At 60.7% G+C, this 17,778-nt stretch carries 15 protein-coding genes; 8 read left to right on the forward strand and 7 right to left on the reverse strand.

The window, feature by feature from the left end; genetic code table 11:
• Positions 1–7 precede the first annotated feature (7 nt).
• Positions 8–1,078, reverse strand: a complete 1,071-nt coding sequence (locus FHT82_RS22325) for a GGDEF domain-containing protein (protein WP_183734860.1) — start codon at positions 1,076–1,078, stop codon at positions 8–10.
• A 362-nt stretch (positions 1,079–1,440) separates the two neighbouring features.
• On the opposite strand from FHT82_RS22325, the gene FHT82_RS22330 reads away from it, so the two are divergent.
• On the forward strand, positions 1,441–1,662 hold the full coding sequence (locus FHT82_RS22330; RefSeq protein ID WP_183734861.1) for a hypothetical protein: 222 nt from the start codon (positions 1,441–1,443) through the stop codon (positions 1,660–1,662).
• 58 nt (positions 1,663–1,720) lie between these two features.
• Here FHT82_RS22330 and FHT82_RS22335 read toward each other — a convergent pair whose 3' ends face one another.
• Both FHT82_RS22335 and fumC read right to left on the reverse strand, forming a co-directional pair.
• On the reverse strand, positions 1,721–3,355 hold the full coding sequence (locus FHT82_RS22335; RefSeq protein ID WP_348647653.1) for a fumarate hydratase: 1,635 nt from the start codon (positions 3,353–3,355) through the stop codon (positions 1,721–1,723).
• 187 nt (positions 3,356–3,542) lie between these two features.
• On the reverse strand, positions 3,543–4,934 hold the full coding sequence (gene fumC, locus FHT82_RS22340) for a class II fumarate hydratase (protein ID WP_183734863.1): 1,392 nt from the start codon (positions 4,932–4,934) through the stop codon (positions 3,543–3,545).
• 416 nt (positions 4,935–5,350) lie between these two features.
• On the opposite strand from fumC, the gene FHT82_RS22345 reads away from it, so the two are divergent.
• Complete coding sequence (locus tag FHT82_RS22345; RefSeq protein ID WP_183734864.1) at positions 5,351–7,243, forward strand: murein L,D-transpeptidase; 1,893 nt, start codon at positions 5,351–5,353, stop codon at positions 7,241–7,243.
• Positions 7,244–7,527: 284 nt separating this feature from the next.
• Here FHT82_RS22345 and FHT82_RS22350 read toward each other — a convergent pair whose 3' ends face one another.
• Positions 7,528–8,262, reverse strand: coding sequence for an HAD family hydrolase (locus tag FHT82_RS22350; protein ID WP_348647649.1), 735 nt, complete (start codon positions 8,260–8,262; stop codon positions 7,528–7,530).
• A gap of 194 nt (positions 8,263–8,456) precedes the next feature.
• On the opposite strand from FHT82_RS22350, the gene rpiA reads away from it, so the two are divergent.
• The 3 genes from rpiA to gor all read left to right on the forward strand — a co-directional run bounded on the left by rpiA (position 8,457) and on the right by gor (position 11,320).
• The gene (gene rpiA / locus FHT82_RS22355) at positions 8,457–9,155 is read left to right on the forward strand and encodes a ribose-5-phosphate isomerase RpiA (protein ID WP_183734866.1); all 699 of its coding nucleotides are present in this window, start codon (positions 8,457–8,459) and stop codon (positions 9,153–9,155) included.
• A 17-nt stretch (positions 9,156–9,172) separates the two neighbouring features.
• Positions 9,173–9,763, forward strand: coding sequence for a DUF2059 domain-containing protein (locus FHT82_RS22360; RefSeq protein ID WP_183734867.1), 591 nt, complete (start codon positions 9,173–9,175; stop codon positions 9,761–9,763).
• A 171-nt stretch (positions 9,764–9,934) separates the two neighbouring features.
• Positions 9,935–11,320, forward strand: a complete 1,386-nt coding sequence (gene gor, locus FHT82_RS22365; RefSeq protein ID WP_183734868.1) for a glutathione-disulfide reductase — start codon at positions 9,935–9,937, stop codon at positions 11,318–11,320.
• A gap of 27 nt (positions 11,321–11,347) precedes the next feature.
• Here gor and FHT82_RS22370 read toward each other — a convergent pair whose 3' ends face one another.
• Positions 11,348–12,691, reverse strand: coding sequence for a pilus assembly protein TadG-related protein (locus FHT82_RS22370; protein ID WP_183734869.1), 1,344 nt, complete (start codon positions 12,689–12,691; stop codon positions 11,348–11,350).
• A 193-nt stretch (positions 12,692–12,884) separates the two neighbouring features.
• On the opposite strand from FHT82_RS22370, the gene FHT82_RS22375 reads away from it, so the two are divergent.
• The 3 genes from FHT82_RS22375 (at position 12,885) to tyrS (ending at position 16,453) form a co-directional block, all read left to right on the forward strand.
• Positions 12,885–14,258, forward strand: coding sequence for a 3-deoxy-7-phosphoheptulonate synthase class II (locus FHT82_RS22375; protein WP_183735096.1), 1,374 nt, complete (start codon positions 12,885–12,887; stop codon positions 14,256–14,258).
• 245 nt (positions 14,259–14,503) lie between these two features.
• Positions 14,504–14,980 (forward strand): NUDIX domain-containing protein, encoded by a 477-nt coding sequence (locus tag FHT82_RS22380; protein WP_183734870.1) that lies wholly within the window; start codon positions 14,504–14,506, stop codon positions 14,978–14,980.
• Positions 14,981–15,178: 198 nt separating this feature from the next.
• Positions 15,179–16,453 (forward strand): tyrosine--tRNA ligase, encoded by a 1,275-nt coding sequence (tyrS, locus tag FHT82_RS22385; protein WP_183734871.1) that lies wholly within the window; start codon positions 15,179–15,181, stop codon positions 16,451–16,453.
• Between the two features lie 66 nt (positions 16,454–16,519).
• On the opposite strand, the gene FHT82_RS22390 is transcribed toward tyrS, so the two are convergent.
• Both FHT82_RS22390 and FHT82_RS22395 read right to left on the reverse strand, forming a co-directional pair.
• Complete coding sequence (locus FHT82_RS22390; RefSeq protein ID WP_183734872.1) at positions 16,520–17,275, reverse strand: NUDIX domain-containing protein; 756 nt, start codon at positions 17,273–17,275, stop codon at positions 16,520–16,522.
• Positions 17,275–17,757 carry an HIT family protein gene (locus tag FHT82_RS22395; RefSeq protein WP_183734873.1) on the reverse strand — a complete coding sequence of 161 codons (483 nt, stop codon included), beginning with the start codon at positions 17,755–17,757 and terminating at the stop codon, positions 17,275–17,277. Before FHT82_RS22395 ends, FHT82_RS22390 begins: the two co-directional genes overlap by 1 nt.
• Positions 17,758–17,778 lie beyond the last annotated feature (21 nt).

The following is a 17,778-nucleotide window of genomic DNA, read 5'->3' on the forward strand; positions in this document are numbered from 1 at the left end:
CTCGATATCAGGATTTATAGATCAGCCAGCTCTTGGTGAATTCCTTCTGCATGCCCTCCTCATAGACGACGGTGCAGTTGCGGCCGGCGTTCTTGGCGCTGTAGAGGGCGATATCGCTCTTGGAATAGAGCTCACCGGCATCGCCGGCGTGCGAGGCCATGCAGATGCCGATGGAGACGGTGACCGGGCCATAATTGACGCGGGTGCGGGAATTCTTGAAGGGAGTGGACTCCAGCGTTCGGCGAATGCGCTCGGCGATGGCAGTCACTTCGTCCACCGTGTTGCCGTCGATGATGAGGGCGAATTCCTCGCCGCCGGTGCGGGCGACGAAGACGTCGCGGCGTACATTGGTGCGGATGACGGACGCGACCGTCGCCAGAACCTTGTCACCGACCGGGTGACCATAGGTGTCATTGATCTTCTTGAAATTGTCGATGTCGGCAAGCAGCAACGCCGTGACCGGGCGCAGCGCCGGATTATTGAAGACGGCGGCCAGCCGGTCGTCGAAGGCGCGGCGGTTGGACAGGCGCGTCAGCGAGTCCGTATTGGCGATGCGCTTGTATTCATCAAGTTCCTTGCGGACCTCATCCATCTCCTGCGAGCGCTGAACCATGTCTTCGACGGTCTTTTCGCCGTGGGAGATCGTATCGCCGGTCGCCTGGGTCAGAAGTTCGATAGCGTTTTCGATGAGGTCGGCGCTGCTCGTGCTCTTGGAATTGATGCGCTTGCAGGTCTCGTTGAGCAGCCGGTTATAGCTTTCAAGCGATGTCTGCTCCTGGCGCAGCACCCTCAGCAGGCCCTCCAGTTCGCCGGCGATGCGGCTATGCGCATCATCGAAGATCCTGGCTGGCGCCGTGTGGGCGCAGTGCTGGGCGCCGAGCGCATCGATCTCGGCCTGCGTTGCCTGGCTGCCGAGGGCGGCAAGGTCGCGGGTGAGCGCCGGATTGGAGCCGATATAGGCCTCATAGAAGAGTTCGTAGTTGCGGGGAATTGGCGCAACGCCCATGGAGCGCATGGCATAGGTGATCTGACCTGCCACATCGGGAACCTGCACCTTGGGCGCAACGGCCGTATTCATCCGGCAACTCCTCATCCAATTCTTAAGCAATCTTCTACTTGTTAGCTTAGATTTCTTGGGAAAAGATTAAAGCCACATATACCAAAGATTACATACGATAAGTTTGATGGGCATCAATACTACGATCACCCCTATGATTTTTCTCAGGATTTTGTAAGTTCGACTGCAAAAGAGACACCTCTTATGCGCGAGGCGTCCCAAAAAAGTTCAGTCGTTTTCTCTTTTCAGGGATTGTTTTTGTTTTGTTGACGGTCGGTGTCTGTTCTCTAATCTACTGGCGGGCAGGGCGAAATGACAGATTCTATCTCAAGAAACCTGATTTACGGGGCCGGATCGCGGTCCATCGTTGAAGGCATGGGATCATGCAATCGTCTCGTCATACTTCGCCCACCATCCTCGCACTCGCCATTCTCGCCGGCGGCGCTTTCCTCCTGCAGCAGAGCGGCTTCTTCAACGGCATCTTCAGCACCGATATCCTCGCCAGCGTGAAGGCGGGGGATATTCTCAACGCATCCGATATCGCCGCCATGGAGAAACCGGCAGCGGCCAATATCGATACGTCTGAGACAGCTTCGGTGCGGTAGAGCGTTCGCTTTTGAGGGCTTGCCGTGCGCCCCCTCATTCAGCCCACGCCGGCATTCGTCACCCCAGGTTCAGTTCCTGGAAGAAGTCGTTGCCCTTGTCGTCGATGACGATGAAGGCCGGGAAGTCTTCCACTTCGATCTTCCAGACGGCTTCCATGCCGAGTTCCGGATATTCCAGTACATCGACCTTGCGGATGCAGTCCTGCGCCAGGCGGGCGGCCGGGCCGCCGATCGAGCCGAGATAGAAGCCCTGATGCTTCTTGCAGGCTTCGCGCACGGCGCGCGAACGGTTGCCCTTGGCGAGCATCACCATCGAGCCGCCGAAGGACTGGAACTGGTCGACATAGGAATCCATGCGGCCTGCCGTCGTCGGGCCGAACGAGCCGGAGGCGTAACCGGCAGGGGTCTTGGCCGGGCCGGCATAATAGACCGGGTGGTTCTTCATATAGTCGGGCATGCCTTCGCCCTTTTCCAACCGCTCGCGGATCTTGGCATGTGCAAGGTCGCGGGCAACGATGATCGTGCCCGAGAGAGACAGGCGCGTCTTGACCGGATGCTTCGAAAGCTCGGCGAGAATATCGGCCATCGGCTTGTTCAGATCGATGCGCACAACGGATTCGGAAAGCTTGGCCTCGTCGATATCAGGCATGTACTTGGACGGATCGGTCTCCAGCTGCTCGATGAAGATGCCGTCGCGGGTGATCTTACCCTTGGCCTGGCGGTCGGCGGAACAGGAGACGCCGAGGCCGATCGGCAGCGAGGCGCCGTGGCGGGGCAGGCGGATGACACGCACGTCATGACAGAAATACTTGCCGCCGAACTGGGCGCCGACGCCGAGGCTCTGGGTCAGTTTGTGGATTTCCTTCTCCATCTCGAGATCGCGGAAGGCGTGGCCGTTTTCGGAGCCTTCGGTCGGCAACTCGTCGAGATAGCGGGTAGAGGCGAGCTTGACGGTCTTCAGGTTCATTTCCGCCGAGGTACCGCCGATGACGATCGCCAGATGGTAGGGGGGACAGGCTGCCGTACCCAGCGTCAGGATCTTCTCCTTGAGGAAGTCTAGCATGCGGTCATGCGACAGGAGCGAGGGCGTGCCCTGGAAGAGGAAGGTCTTGTTGGCCGAGCCGCCGCCCTTGGCGACGAAGAGGAAGTCGTAAGAGTCTGTGCCTTCCTCATAGATATCGATCTGCGCCGGCAGATTGTTCTTGGTGTTCTTTTCCTCGAACATCTTGATGGGCGCGAGCTGCGAGTAGCGCAGGTTCTTCTTTTCGTAGGCGTCGAGCACACCCTTCGAAAGGGCAGCCGTATCGCCGCCCTCTGTCCAGACGCGACGGCCCTTCTTGCCCATGATGATCGCCGTGCCGGTATCCTGGCACATCGGCAGCACGCCGCCTGCGGCGATATTGGCGTTCTTCAGCAGGTCATAGGCGACGAAGCGGTCGTTGTCGGTCGCTTCCGGGTCGTCGAGGATCGCGGCGAGCTGCTTCAGATGGCCGGGGCGCAGCAGATGATTGATGTCAGCAAAGGCGGTTTCTGCGAGAAGGCGGATGCCCTCGGGATCGACGGTCAGAATCTCCTGGCCCTTGAAAGTATCGACAGAGACGTAATCGCTGCTGATCTTGCGGTAAGGGGTGGTGTCGGCGCCGAGAGGGAAGAGATCGTCAGCCAATGAAGTGACCTTTCTGGTGGGATAGATTGGAACCGGTCTAAATCTGGCTGGGGGCAAAATCAATTGGGAAGGATGGGGGATTGGCGGCGAAAGTGCCGCGGCGCTTCCGCTCCTGATCAAGAAAGGTGAGGCGCCAAACCTCTGCGGCCGCATCCGTCGTAAAAAGCAAAAAGGCCGGCACACGGCCAGCCTTCGACAGTCACGCCTTATCAGCTCACTTCGGGCTGATCATTGTCTCCGGACGAACGATCGCGTCATATTCCTCAGACGTCACCAGCCCGCTCGCCAAGGCTTCTTCCTTCAGCGTCGTGCCGTTCTTATGCGCCGTCTTGGCGATCTTGGCGGCGGCGTCGTAGCCGATCTTCGGCGCAAGGGCGGTTACGAGCATCAGCGAGCGTTCGAGGCCGGCCTTGATATTGTCCTCGCGGGCTTCGATGCCGACGACGCAATTGTCGGTGAAGGAGACGGCAGCGTCGCCGAGCAGTTGGACCGACTGCAGGAAGTTATAGGCCATCATCGGATTGTAGACGTTGAGCTCGAAATGGCCCTGGCTGTCGGCGAAGGTCAGCGCGGCATGGTTGCCGAAGACGTGGATGCAAACCTGCGTCAGGGCTTCGCATTGGGTGGGGTTCACCTTGCCGGGCATGATCGACGAGCCAGGCTCGTTTTCCGGCAGCGCCAGTTCGCCGAGGCCGGCGCGCGGGCCGGAGCCGAGCAGGCGGATGTCGTTGGCGATCTTGAAGAGGGCGGCGGCTGCCGCATTGATCGCGCCGTGGGCGAAGACCATGGAATCATGCGAGGCGAGCGCCTCGAACTTGTTCGGCGCGGTCACGAAGGGCATGCCGGTGATGGCGGCGATCTCTTCGGCTACCTTTTCGGCAAAACCGATGGGCGCATTGAGGCCGGTGCCGACGGCGGTGCCACCCTGGGCGAGTTCGCAGAGGCCGGGCAGGGTCATCTCGATGCGCTTGATGGCCGAGCCCACCTGTGCGGCATAGCCCGAGAATTCCTGGCCCAACGTGAGTGGCGTCGCATCCTGCGTATGCGTGCGGCCGATCTTGATGATGTGGCTGAACTCGGTGACCTTCATGTCGAGGGCGGCATGTAGGTGCTTCAGCGACGGCAGCAGGTGATGGGCGATCTGTTCGGCGCAGGCGATATGCATGGCCGTCGGGTAGGTGTCGTTCGACGACTGGCTCATGTTGACGTGGTCGTTCGGGTGTACCGGCTTCTTGGAACCCATGACGCCAGCGAGCATTTCTATCGCACGATTGGAGATCACTTCATTGGCGTTCATGTTGGACTGCGTGCCGGAACCGGTCTGCCAGACGACCAGCGGAAAATGGTCGTTCAGCTTCCCGTCGATCACTTCCTGGGCGGCATCCACGATAGGTTTGCCAATGTTGGAATCGAGCTGGCCGAGCGCCATGTTGGCCCGCGCTGCCGCCTGCTTGACGATGCCGAGCGCACGCACGATCGAGAGCGGCTGCTTTTCCCAGCCGATCTTGAAGTTGCCGAGAGAACGCTGCGCCTGCGCGCCCCAATAGCGGTCGCTGGCGACTTCGATCGGGCCAAATGTATCGGTTTCGGTGCGGGTGGAACTCATGGCTTCGTGCCTTCCTGTCACATGCTGTTGAGGGCAGTCTTTGAAGATGAGGGACTTATAGGGTGGAACGCTTGCCAAGAAAACCGGACGCAATGCGAAATATTGAAGACGGTTCTCATGTTTTGCCTCGCCAGTCAGCGTGTTTTTTCGGCCACGCCGGGAAATTAATGCGAAAAGCGACAGAAAGCGCCCTTTCTCGGACAGGAAAATTCGGTAAAAAATTAACTAATAATTTCATAATTTTGTGTGAACTACTGCGCGGCGCTGCGTTCGACCCCGTCACACAAAGTTGAGCCTGAAAGCGCTGGCGGCGCAGGCCGGTTTCTGATGAATGGGCCGCGGCTGCCGGGAATTCTGGAAGAATTGATCTGAGCCTTTTTGCTCGACAACAGCATGGTACTGGGACTGGAAAAAAGATGAAGTTCGTTTTGAAAAGCGCGGTTTCCGCATTGGCACTTTCCTGCGTGATGGGCGCGGTTCCTGCGCATGCCTATACGCTGATGGACATGCTGCGCGGCGACCGGGCAAGAAGCGGCCAGAGCACCATCTTCATGGACCCCTCGGCGCCTATCCGTGGCGGTCGCAATGGTGGTCTTGGCGGCGATGTCGATCCGGAAGCCGCACTGCCGAAGGTTTCCAGCCCGCGCTATTACATCTACAAGACCGAAGCCTTGCTGCTCGTCGATACGACGAAGTTTGCCGATCCTGTCGTGACCGGTGCGGTCGCCGACGTCTCCGGTGCTGCCACGACTGACGGCGCTCCGCAGCGCCACTTCCTGACGGAAGCCAAGGTCCGCGCCAATGCCGATGTCGCCAAGGCCCTGCAGGCCTATTACGGCGACGGCAAGAATCCGCTGGTCTGGGTGTCCGGCGAGGGCGTCAACGAGCGCGGCAAGGCAGCCCTCAGCGTGCTTGCCGATGCGGCAAGCGTCGGCCTCGACCCGGCCGATTATGCCGTCTCCGAGCCGACGCTCGATCCGGCCAATCCGGACCCGGATGCTCGCGACCGGGCGCTGACGCAGTTCGAACTGGCGCTTTCCTCCAAGGTTCTGGCCTATGTGCAGGACACGACGCGCGGCCGCGTCGATCCCAACAAGCTCTCCGGCTACCATGATTTCCAGCGCAAGGTCGTGAAGCTCGATCCCGTGCTGAAGCTTTCCCGCATGAGCCCTGACGTTGCTGCCTATCTTTCCAGCCGCAACCCCGACGGAACGCAGTTCCTGGCGCTGAAAGCCGAGCTTGCCAAGCTGCGCGCAGCCGACGGCGGCAATGAAGAGCGGATCACCATTTCGCTCACGTCCCTGCTGCGTCCAGGCGACAGCTCGCCGGAAGTCGCCAACATCGTCAAGGCGATCCAGAAGAATGGTTCGGAAGAGCTGAAGACCGCGCATGCGGCAACATTTGCGGCCTACACGGGCGGCAGCGACTATTCGCCCGAGATCGTGTCACTGGTCGAGGACTTTCAGAAAGAACATGGCCTGAAGCCTGATGGCGTGATCGGCCAGGCGACCGTGCGCACCATGACCGGCGGCGATAGCAACGGCTCCAAGATCGACAAGCTCGTTGTTGCCATGGAGCAGGCGCGCTGGCTGCCTGATGATCTCGGCCCGCGCTATGTGATGATCAACCAGCCGGCCTTCATGGCTTATTACTATAACGACTCCAAGCAGCAGCTTGCGATGCGTACCGTCGTCGGCGGCAAGAACAACCAGACCTATTTCTTCGACGACGAGATCGAAACGGTCGAGTTCAACCCGTTCTGGGGCGTGCCGCAGTCGATCATCATCAACGAGATGCTGCCGAAGCTGCGCTCCGATCCGAACTATCTGGACCAGATGGGCTATCAGGTCGAAGTCGGCGGCCGTGCCGTTCCGTCCTCCAGCGTCGACTGGTACGGCTCGACGCAGAACATCTCGGTGCGCCAGCCGCCGAGCGGCGACAATGCTCTGGGTGAACTGAAGATCCTGTTCCCGAATAGCCACGCCATCTACATGCACGACACGCCCTCCAAGAGCTTCTTCAAGCGCGACATGCGTGCGCTGAGTCACGGCTGCGTGCGCCTTTCCGATCCGCGCGCCATGGCGGCCGCCGTTCTCGGGACAACGGTCGACGATGTCGCCAAGCAGATCGCCACCGGTCAGAACCATGCCGTGAAGGTGCCGCAGAAGATCCCGGTCTATGTGTCCTATTTCACCGCTTGGCCGAACAAGGACGGCGTGATCGAATATTTCGACGACGTTTATGGCCGCGATACCTATGTGGACAAGGCGTTTGACGCAACGACGAAGTCGCGCGGGGCGCAGATCTGACGCTTGGCGTAAGTAAGGATTTAACGGGCGGTCTTCGGGCCGCCCGTTTTCATTTTACGAGAGATAAGAGGAGAGGTCAGCGCGTGTGGCCCCCTCATCGGGCCCTTCGGGCCACCTTCTCCCCGCTGGGTAGAAGGGGAGCCAGTCGCGCGGCTCGCTTCCACGAGAACGCTTAGAGATAGGCGAGGCATCACGGCGAAATCCCTTCTACCCAGCGGGGAGAAGGTGCCTGCAGGCGGATGAGGGGGCCACGCCCACAAACGCCTCGGCCAGATTATCAGCCCTCAGACCGCAACTTTCGCCGCGGAACCCTGCAGCAAGCTGTCCACCAACTCAACCGTCAGCTCATCATAGTGCGTAATGATCACATCCGGATCGAGGCTCGACACCGGCACATCCGAATAGCCGAAGGGCACTGCGATGGAGGGCACGGCGGCATTCTTTGCCACCGCGATGTCATTGATGCTATCCCCAATCATAACCGAGCGGGCAACATCGCCGCCGGCGCGCTCGATGGTGCCGGTCAGGTGCCGCGCATCGGGCTTGCGGCGTTCGAACGTATCTCCGCCGGTGATCGCCTCGAAATAGTGTGTCAGGCCGAGCTTCTCCAGCAGGCTGACGGCAAGGCCTTCCAGCTTGTTGGTGCAGACGGCGAGCAAGTAGCCTGATGCCTTCAGCCGGTCCATGGCGGCGATGAGGCCGGGATAGGGCTCGGTATGGCCGGGCATGTTCGCATTATAATGCGCGACGAAACGCTCGACGAGATCAGGAACCTCCTCTGATGTCAGCGGGTGGCCCTGAAGTCTGCAGGCGCGTTCGATCATCACACGAGCACCCTGGCCGACGAGATGGGTGAGGTCGTCATAGGTGACAGGCTCGAGGTTCAGCGCTGATATCGTATAGTTCAGGCTTTCGACCAGATCGACATGGGTGTCGAGCAGCGTGCCGTCGAGATCGAAGACGACGAGTGCCTTATTCTCGGAAGGAGCTTGGCCGGCATTTTCGGGAGCAGGGGTCACGGTAGTGCCTCTTTGCGGGGTAAGATCTTCAGGGAGTAGGCGATGAACTGACGAAAAGCAACGCCGGGACATCAGACAGAAAAGTCGCAGCCGAAACGCGTGGCTTTCAATCGCAGGACGATGATTTTGGCTTTCGTTTGCAATACGAGCCGTGTAAACAGCACATCCAACGCAACATCAGGAGCTGGCGGCGCATGGATGCCCGCGAAATGAAGATCAAGGCCGCCGAGGCAGCACTCGTCCACGTCGAATACGGCATGCGCCTCGGAATCGGGACGGGAAGTACGGCGGAGGAATTCGTCCGCGTGCTCGCCGAAAAGGTGGCAGCCGGTTTCAAGGTCGAGGGCGTTCCGACGTCCGAGCGCACGGCGCGGCTCTGCGTCGAACTCGGCGTTCCCCTGAAATCGCTGGACGAACTGCCGCAGCTCGATCTCACCATCGACGGCGCCGACGAGGTTGATCCGGGCCTCAGGCTCATCAAGGGCGGCGGGGGTGCGCTGCTGCGCGAAAAGATCGTCGCTGCGGCCTCGACGCGGATGATCGTCATTGCCGACGAGAGCAAGCTGGTTCAGACCCTCGGCGCCTTCGCGCTGCCGATCGAAGTCAATCCCTTCGGCCTCGTTTCGACGCGCATCGCGATCGAAAGGACGGCCTCGCGCCTTGGTCTTTCGGGTGAATTGACGCTGCGTCAGTCCGGTGACGGAGAGTTTACCACCGACGGCGGACACTACATCATCGATGCATCTTTTGGCCGCATTCCTGATGCAGAGGCGCTTTCGAGGGAACTGAATTCCATACCCGGTGTCGTGGAACACGGGCTTTTCATCAACATGGCGGCGCTTGCGATCATTGCCGGTCCTGCAGGCGCCCGCACGCTGCAGGCAAACAGATAACAGGAGCATAGAAACTCATGATGAACATTGCAGGTCTTGGCCGTCTTGCCGCTGCGACCATCGTTCTTTCCGGGCTTGCCTTCGGCTCTGCCGCAAGAGCGCAGGAAGCTTCCGAGGAGCAGCTCAAGGCTGCCCGCGCAGCCATGGACGCGATCGGCGCGACCACCCAGTACGACAATATCCTGCCGGGCCTGGCCGAACGTCTGAAGGCAGGCCTCATCCAGGATTCCCCGAACTATCAGGATGTCATCACTGCAACCGTCGACAAGCAGGCGCTGGCCCTGGCTCCTCGCCGCGCCGACCTCGAAAAGGAAGCGGCTCTGACCTATGCCAAGGCCTTCACGGTCGACGAGCTGAAGGCGATCGCCGATTTCTACAACTCCGATATCGGCAAGAAGCTGCTGCGCGACGGCCCGGTCGCCTCGCGCGAAACCGCCAAGGCTGCCGATATCTGGGCGCAGGGCATTTCCCGCGACCTCGAAAAGCAGAGCAATGCCGAGCTTTCCAAGATCATCAAGGCTCCACCACCGGCAACCGAAAGCCCGGTTGCACCGGCTCCGGCAGCAGCGCCGGCTGCCCCCGCCGCTCCGGCACCTGCCAAGAAGTAAGACCATCCTTCATTTCGACAAAAGCCCGGCTTCGTCCGGGCTTTTGTTTTTGTAGCGCTGCCCCTATCTCTTTGTTCTCACGCAATTCCGGACGCAGAACCGCTGCACACTTCTGCTGGAATTGCTCTATATGTTGAACGACCCATCCAGCGATTCCCTCCGGAGATCATCATGCCTTCCTACGACTACGACCTCTTCGTCATCGGTGGCGGTTCGGGGGGCGTGCGCGGCGCGCGCGTTGCGGCCTCGCTCGGCAAGAAGGTGGCAATCGCCGAGGAATATCGTTACGGCGGCACCTGCGTGATCCGCGGCTGCGTGCCGAAGAAGCTCTTCGTCTATGCCTCGCAGTTCCACGAACATTTCGAGGATGCAGCGGGCTTCGGCTGGACGGTCGGCGAAAGCTCGTTCGACTGGAAGAAGCTGGTGGCCGCCAAGGACAATGAGATCGCGCGGCTCGAAGGGCTCTACAAGAAGGGGCTTGCCGGCGCCAATGCCGAGATCCTGGAAACCCGCGCCGAACTTGTCGATGCCCATACGATCAAGCTTCTGAGGACCGGCGAGACGGTGACGGCCAAAACCATCGTGATTGCGACCGGCGGCAGGCCGAACCCGCATCAGGCACTGCCCGGCCACGAACTCTGCATCTCCTCCAATGAGGCCTTCCATCTGGAAGAGCTGCCGAAATCCATCCTGATCGCTGGTGGCGGCTATATCGCCGTCGAATTCGCCAATATCTTTCACGGGCTCGGTGTCGAGACGACGCTGATTTACCGCGGCACCGAAATACTTTCGCGCTTCGACGAAGACCTGCGTCGCGGCCTGCACGAAGCCATGGTTGCCAAGGGCATCCGCATCCTCTGCCAGGATGTAATGGAGAAGGTGACAAACGGCGAAAATGGCCTCGTCATCGAGACGATGAAAGGCGAGACGCTCAATGCCGGTGTCGTTATGCTGGCGCTCGGCCGCGATCCGAATACGAAAGGGCTGGGGCTGGAAAAGGCAGGTGTTGCGGTGAACGAGCGCGGCGCCGTTATCGTCGACGATTACTCGCGCACAAATGTCGAGAACATCTATGCACTCGGAGATGTCACCGACCGGGTACAGCTGACGCCGGTCGCGATCCACGAGGCTATGTGTTTCATCGAGACCGAGTACAAGAACAATCCGACCAAACCGGATTACGACCTGATTCCGACCGCCGTCTTCTCACAGCCGGAGATCGGCACGGTCGGCCTTTCCGAGGAAGAGGCGGGCAAGCGTTACCAGGAGCTGGAAGTCTATCGTGCCCAGTTCCGGCCGCTGAAGGCCACATTGTCCGGCCGGGCGGAAAAGATGATGATGAAACTGATCGTCGATGCAGCAAGCCGCAAGGTCGTCGGCGCCCATATTCTCGGCCACGATGCCGGCGAGATGGCACAGATCCTCGGCATCACGCTGAAGGCCGGCTGCACCAAGGACGATTTCGACCGCACCATGGCGCTGCATCCGACGGCCGCCGAAGAGCTGGTGACCATGTATGCGCCGAGCTACAGGATCAAGGACGGCGCGCGAGTATAAAGCCCGCGCCGCCGGTAGTCGGTCAGGTCAGCCGGTCAGGCGCGGCGCGCGGACGACCTTGAGGAAAAGGGCGTTCATCGCGTCAGTGATGCCGTCGGTCGGACTTACCTCGAAATAGAATCCGGGAGAGGCGCAGGCCGACATGCGGGTCGGGATCTTGGCCTGGAACGGCTTGATCCACCTATTATACCAGTCATTGCTCGGCAGCGGCAGGTAGGTGGTGTAAAGCACGGCGATCTTGATTCCCCGGTCCTTGAGCTTCTGGCAGAAGGTGACGTCGATCGGTTCCTGGCAGCGCTGGCCGGTAACTGGTTCGGTACAGGTCGTCGCCTTGTAGCTGTCGCCGACACCGTCGGAGACGAAGAAGACGATTTTCTGCGCGTCGGCGGAACTCGTTCCCGAGCCGACGGAGGTGATCTTGTTGTTGAGCAGGGTCAGTGCATTGTCGAAGCTCGTCTGGGTGTCGTCGTTATAGCCCTGCTTGGGGATGGTCATCAGGTCCAGGACATATTCGCTGTCGCCGGGCTGCGGGTTCAACGTCTTTTGGGAAACCTTGTTGCCCACCTTGTCGAGATCGCTCGTCAACGACACAACCTCGGTCAGTCCCGCCGTTTCCGCCGCCACGCCGAAAGTATAGACGGCCATGCGGAACTGGTTGTCCGTATCGGCCTTGGCGGTCTGGGTCAGCGCCTGCGTCGCCTGTCGCACCACGTCGATGCGCATGGTGACGTTGTTCTTCTTGGCAAGCGTATAATAGTCCTTGCCCTTGTTGGCGCCGCTTTCGTGGCAGGCGAAGGCGCATGAGGGGTTCGATTTGTTGTTCGCGGTGAGATTGACCATCTTGGTGACATCGGCGGGCGTGGCGCCGACGCCCATCGAAGGCGTGTTGTCGAGCAGGATGTAGAAGTCCATGAAGGAGGCGGTCTGGTATTCCGCCGTCGCGGTGCCGCTGATATCGACGCTGTCCTTGCCGAAGATACGCATGAACGAGGTCGGCATCGTTGCCTTGAAGGTAACCTGCGAATGCAGTTTGTTGGCGGTCTTGGTGACGTCTATGCTGGTGTCGACGTTGAGTTCGGCAAGTTCCGGGGACATCTGTCCGAAGAAGATGTCGTGCGCCTCGGTCTGGCCGACGGCGACGGTGCCGTCCTGCAGCATGCTTGTCGCGGCCGCGGCGGCGCTCGATTTCTGGGAGACGGCGCCGACCGCCGCGGCGTCGGCCGCCGCGTAAAGCTCACTGCGGAGACTCAAGGCATGGGAAAAATCGATCGCAAGGCCCGCCGCTCCGACCAGCGGCACGACCATAAGTGCCGTCATGATGCCAAAATTGCCAGATCGGTCCGACAGGAAAGCGGACGGAAGGATACCCATGCTGAACCCCTACATTATTAGGGTATGCTTTACATGGGAAATCTAAAGCAGATGGAAAATAGCATGGTATATATCGCCTTAATGCCAGTTTTGAGGCGCTACTAGGCAAGGGGAGCCGAAAGGTTTATAAGCCGCCGCATTCTTTAACGGGCAGGCATCCGGGGTAAACCGGATGGGGAAGCAGATGACTGACATGGCACAGAATTGGACCCCGAGCAGTTGGCGGAACAAGCCAATCCAGCAGGTTCCGGAATATCCGGACGCGGCCGCGCTGGCGGCAACGGAAGCCACGCTCGCCACCTATCCGCCGCTCGTTTTTGCCGGTGAAGCCCGCCGCCTGAAGAGCGCGCTTGCCAATGTCGCCGAAGGCAACGCCTTCCTGCTGCAGGGCGGCGACTGCGCCGAGAGCTTCCTTGAGCACGGCGCCGACAATATCAGAGACTTCTTCCGCGCCTTCCTGCAGATGGCTGTCGTGCTGACCTTCGGCGCCCAGCTTCCAGTCGTCAAGGTCGGCCGCATTGCCGGTCAGTTCGCCAAGCCGCGCTCGGCGCCGATGGAAACGCAGAACGGAGTGTCGCTGCCGAGCTATCGCGGCGATATCGTCAACGGTATCGAATTTACGCCGGAAGCCCGCATTCCGAACCCGGAGCGCCAGCTCGACGCATACCGGCAGTCGGCCGCGACGCTGAACCTTTTGCGCGCCTTCGCGATGGGCGGCTATGCCAACCTCGACAACGTGCACAAGTGGATGCTCGGCTTCGTCAAGGACAGCCCGCAAGGCGAGCGCTACCGCAAGCTTGCCGACCGTATCAGCGAAACCATGGATTTCATGAAGGCGATCGGCATCACCTCGGACAACAATCCGAGCCTGCGCGAGACCGATTTCTTCACCAGCCACGAAGCGCTGCTGCTCGGCTACGAAGAGGCGATGACGCGCGTCGACTCCATATCCGGCGACTGGTACGCAACCTCGGGCCACATGCTGTGGATCGGCGACCGCACGCGCCAGCTCGACCACGCGCATGTGGAATATTTCCGCGGCATCAAGAACCCGATTGGGCTGAAGTGCGGCCCGTCGCTGCAGCCCGACAACCTGATCGAGCTGATCGACGTGCTGAACCCGGCCAACGAAGCCGGCCGCCTGACGCTGATCTGCCGTTTCGGCCATGACAAGGTGGCCGACAGCCTGCCGAAGCTCATCCGCGCCGTCGAGCGCGAGGGCAAGAAGGTCGTCTGGTCCTGCGATCCGATGCACGGCAACACGATCACGCTCAACAGCTACAAGACGCGCCCCTTCGAGCGGATCCTCTCGGAAGTCGAAAGCTTCTTCCAGATCCACCGCGCCGAAGGCACGCATCCGGGCGGCATCCATATCGAGATGACCGGCAAGGACGTCACCGAATGCACCGGCGGCGCCCGCGCAGTGACGGCCGAGGACCTGCAGGACCGCTACCACACCCATTGCGACCCGCGCCTCAACGCCGACCAGGCGCTGGAGCTGGCCTTCCTGCTCGCCGAGCGCATGAAGGGCGGCCGGGATGAGAAGCGGATGGCTGCGCACGCTTGAGGCGGGTGAGTAGCGAATAGTGAGTAGTGAGTAGAGTTGAAAGCCCGGCCGCGCCGGGCTTTCTTGTGTGTAAAGGCGCTTGCTCCCTCATCTCTGTGCTTGTCACAGAGATCCAGCCTGCCCAAATCCTTGGGCAGAAAAGACTCTATTCATTGGCGCGAATAATTCATTCACTTTGCAGACGTGAGGTAAGTAAATCGGTTCGCGGACGACACGCTTGTCCGAGGCACAAGAGGAAGAATTTCATGCGAACACGTCCGGCCGCACGGCTGCTTCTGCTTGATCAGTTCGGCTGCGTCCTGCTTTTCAAATTCGTCTTCAAATCCGGCGCTCTGGCGGGGCGCCAATATTGGGCGACGCCGGGTGGCGGACTTGAAGCGGGTGAGTCGTTCGAGGCGGCCGCCTTGCGTGAACTCAGGGAGGAGACGGGCCTGCATGCGGATCGGGTGGGATCATCGATCGGCAGCCGGTCTTTCGAGTTTCAGCTGTACAATGGCGAGATGGTGCGCGCCGACGAACAGTTCTTCCTGCTGCGCACCGAGCGCGGCGCGATCTCCAACAGCGGCTGGACGGATCTTGAACGGGAGGTCATGGCGGATCATCATTGGTGGTCCGCCGAAGAACTGCTTGCCAGTGCCGACATCATCTTTCCGGATGGTATCGTCGATCTGATGGAGACGGCAGCCTCGCAGCCCGCATTGCCGATCGCCACGCGCCGTTGACAGAAGGCCCTTGTGGCCGCACCGCCCGGCATGTATGCAAGACACATGACCCGTGTACCGACCATTTCTGGCCTGTATTACGCGCTGCTCCCATAGAGCGGCGACGGTCATCTATTTGAAACCCGAAACGCCGCATGGTCGGCGGCGGCGTGTTTCAGCAAAAGGTCTCCGGCCTGATCGGCCCCCATGGAGACCTTTATGAGCATCAATTTTCAATCATCCACCCGGCCTCGATCGGACTTCCTGCGCGTTCTCTCGGAGCGTGGCTTCATCCAGCAATGCACTGATATCGAAGCGCTCGATAGCTGGCTCAGCGCCGGGATCGGCACCGCCTATAACGGCTTCGACCTGACGGCCGACAGCCTGCATGTCGGGCATCTCACCCCCATCATGATGCTGCGCTGGTTCCAGAAGACCGGCAACAGGCCGATCGCGCTGATGGGCGGGGCCACGACGCGGCTCGGCGATCCGAGCTTTCGCGATACGTTGCGTCCCTTGCTCAGCGAAGGGCAGATCGCCGGCAATCTCGCCGGCATCCGGCGCATTTTCGAACGGTTCCTGAGCTTCGGTGACGGGCCGACCGATGCGCTCATGGTCAACAATGCCGATTGGCTTGATAGACTCAAATACCTGGATTTCCTGCGCGATGTCGGCCCACATTTCTCCGTCAACCGCATGCTGACATCCGAAAGCGTGCGCCAGCGGCTGGAGCGGGAGCAGTCGCTCTCGCTGCTCGAATTCAACTACATGGTCATGCAGGGCTATGACTTTCACGTGCTTGCCGAAACGCATGGCTGCCTGCTGCAGCTCGGCGGTTCGGACCAATGGGGCAATATCCTCAGCGGCGTGGAGTTCGGGCGGCGTGCCGGCGGGCGAACGTTGTTCGGATTGACGGCGCCGTTGCTCACGACCGCCTCGGGCGCGAAGATGGGCAAGAGTGCGGCGGGCGCCGTGTGGCTGAATGCCGACCGGTTGTCGCCCTATGAATTCTGGCAGTTCTGGCGCAATAGCTGGGATGCCGATGTCGGTCGCTTCATGCGGCTCTTCACCGAGTTGCCGCTCGACGAGATCGCGCGTCTGGACGCGTTGCGCGGCTCCGAGATCAATGTCGCGAAGAAAGTGCTTGCGGATGAGGTGACGCGGCTCTGCCATGGCGAGGAAGCGGCAAAGGATGCCTCCGAGACCTCGCGCCGCATGTTCGAAGAGGGCGAGGCGGCGGCCGGTCTGCCGACCGTCGCGGTGAGCAGCGCGCTCTTGCGCGGCGGACTTCCGCTACCGGATGCACTTGTGATGGCCGGACTCGCCAAATCAAAGAGCGAAGCACGCCGGCTGATCCTCGGCGGCGGCGTGCGGATCAACAGCCGCGCCGTCCCCGACGAGACCACGCAGCTCGGTCGTGCGGATGTGGAGAACGGCGTCATCCGCCTGTCGGTCGGCAGGAAGAAGCATGTCCTGTTGCAGCCGGAACTGTGATGCCGTCAGGGGCGGGCTCCATCCGTCATCGCCGATGGTGTGAGGAACAGAGCCCGCTCACCGATGCTACAGGGAGTGACGCTGACGGAAATGGTGCTGCAGGAAGGATTGGGCCTTGAGGAAGCTCCATGTGCGCGGGGCACCGGGCAGAAAATCGTCGTCGTTCAGGATGTCGCTCAGCGGTGACGCGAAGAGTTCGGCGGCCTCGTTGCGATCTGGCGCGTGATGGGCGCCGTCGAGGATCTGGGCGGCGCTGGAGCGGCTTTCTGTCAGCAGGAAGAGTTCCGGATGGCAGAAGACCGGATCATAGGCGAGGCCAATTGCGAAGGACTCCGACCGGTCGAGATCAGTGACGGCGATCTCCTCGGCGAGTTCACGGGCGGCTTCTTCGAAGAGATCGGTCTCTTCGCCGGCCGTGGGCTCGGCATAACCGCCGACGAGATAGAGAGCGCCGGGGTTCTGCTCCGCGGTGAGGCTTCGTTTGGTGACGATCACCTGCTGGTCCGCAGTGATCAGAACGACAGTGAGCCCAAGCGGGTCGGCGCGCTCGGCCTGCGGGTGCTCCTCGGCAAAGCCGGCATGGCGGGTGACCACGTAAGCGGAAAAGCATGTGCTGTTGGCGGTGATGGTCAGCCGGCCATTCTCGATGCCATAGGCAGCCATGCGCAGGAGCCGGCCGTCAAAGGCGGCGGGATGTCTGGCAAGGAAGCGATCCCAGCCGGATTTCCGTTCTGCCTCGACTATTTCGGAAAGCTCGAATTCTCCCGCAAGGCGGCAATGAATTTGGTCGACGGGGATGCTGAATGCTTCGTCTGCCGGCATCAACAGTGCATTGCCTTTCTCAGCAATTCGATGGTCTCGGTCACGGATGGTCCCTGGATCGGCGGCGGCTCGGCCCGCTCGCAGAATTCCCGCCAGATGAAGAAGGTCATTTCCGCGCCATCGGTCGGGGTTTCGCCGGGGCCTTCGGCAAAGGTCTGGAGCAGACGGTAGCGCTCGTCCTGCCAGAACTGCGCTTCCACCCAGTCATAGACTGGGATGATGTGGAAATGGATCGGGTAACCCGGCATGTGACCGTATCGGCCGATATAGGCGCGTGTTGCGCCAAGTACCGCGCCAAGGGCTTTCTGCGCTTTCGCCAGCAACGGGCCGAGTTCGCCGAGCGCTTCGGGTGATAATTCGGAGAGGTCATTGGTGAAGCTTCGGGAACTGATCATGAGATAGCCGGGCAGGGCGGAATTGATGCGATGGTTCACGAGCCAGCCGGTCGTCTCGCATACATGGAATTGCTCGGGAATTTCCAAGGACAGGTTCTCCATCGCACG

Source organism: Rhizobium sp. BK275 (assembly GCF_014193555.1).
Taxonomy (GTDB): Bacteria; Pseudomonadota; Alphaproteobacteria; order Rhizobiales; family Rhizobiaceae; genus Rhizobium.

What these genes read in the sequence shown, in the direction of transcription:
- FHT82_RS22330 (WP_183734861.1), top strand. Translation starts at nt 1,441, where the DNA reads ATGCAATCGTCTCGTCATACTTCGCCCACCATCCTCGCACTCGCCATT.
- FHT82_RS22380 (WP_183734870.1), top strand. Translation starts at nt 14,504, where the DNA reads ATGCGAACACGTCCGGCCGCACGGCTGCTTCTGCTTGATCAGTTCGGC.
- gor (WP_183734868.1), top strand. Translation starts at nt 9,935, where the DNA reads ATGCCTTCCTACGACTACGACCTCTTCGTCATCGGTGGCGGTTCGGGG.
- FHT82_RS22325 (WP_183734860.1), bottom strand. Translation starts at nt 1,078, where the DNA reads ATGAATACGGCCGTTGCGCCCAAGGTGCAGGTTCCCGATGTGGCAGGT.
- FHT82_RS22360 (WP_183734867.1), top strand. Translation starts at nt 9,173, where the DNA reads ATGATGAACATTGCAGGTCTTGGCCGTCTTGCCGCTGCGACCATCGTT.
- FHT82_RS22370 (WP_183734869.1), bottom strand. Translation starts at nt 12,691, where the DNA reads ATGGGTATCCTTCCGTCCGCTTTCCTGTCGGACCGATCTGGCAATTTT.
- rpiA (WP_183734866.1), top strand. Translation starts at nt 8,457, where the DNA reads ATGGATGCCCGCGAAATGAAGATCAAGGCCGCCGAGGCAGCACTCGTC.
- FHT82_RS22375 (WP_183735096.1), top strand. Translation starts at nt 12,885, where the DNA reads ATGGCACAGAATTGGACCCCGAGCAGTTGGCGGAACAAGCCAATCCAG.
- tyrS (WP_183734871.1), top strand. Translation starts at nt 15,179, where the DNA reads ATGAGCATCAATTTTCAATCATCCACCCGGCCTCGATCGGACTTCCTG.
- FHT82_RS22390 (WP_183734872.1), bottom strand. Translation starts at nt 17,275, where the DNA reads ATGCCGGCAGACGAAGCATTCAGCATCCCCGTCGACCAAATTCATTGC.
- fumC (WP_183734863.1), bottom strand. Translation starts at nt 4,934, where the DNA reads ATGAGTTCCACCCGCACCGAAACCGATACATTTGGCCCGATCGAAGTC.
- FHT82_RS22345 (WP_183734864.1), top strand. Translation starts at nt 5,351, where the DNA reads ATGAAGTTCGTTTTGAAAAGCGCGGTTTCCGCATTGGCACTTTCCTGC.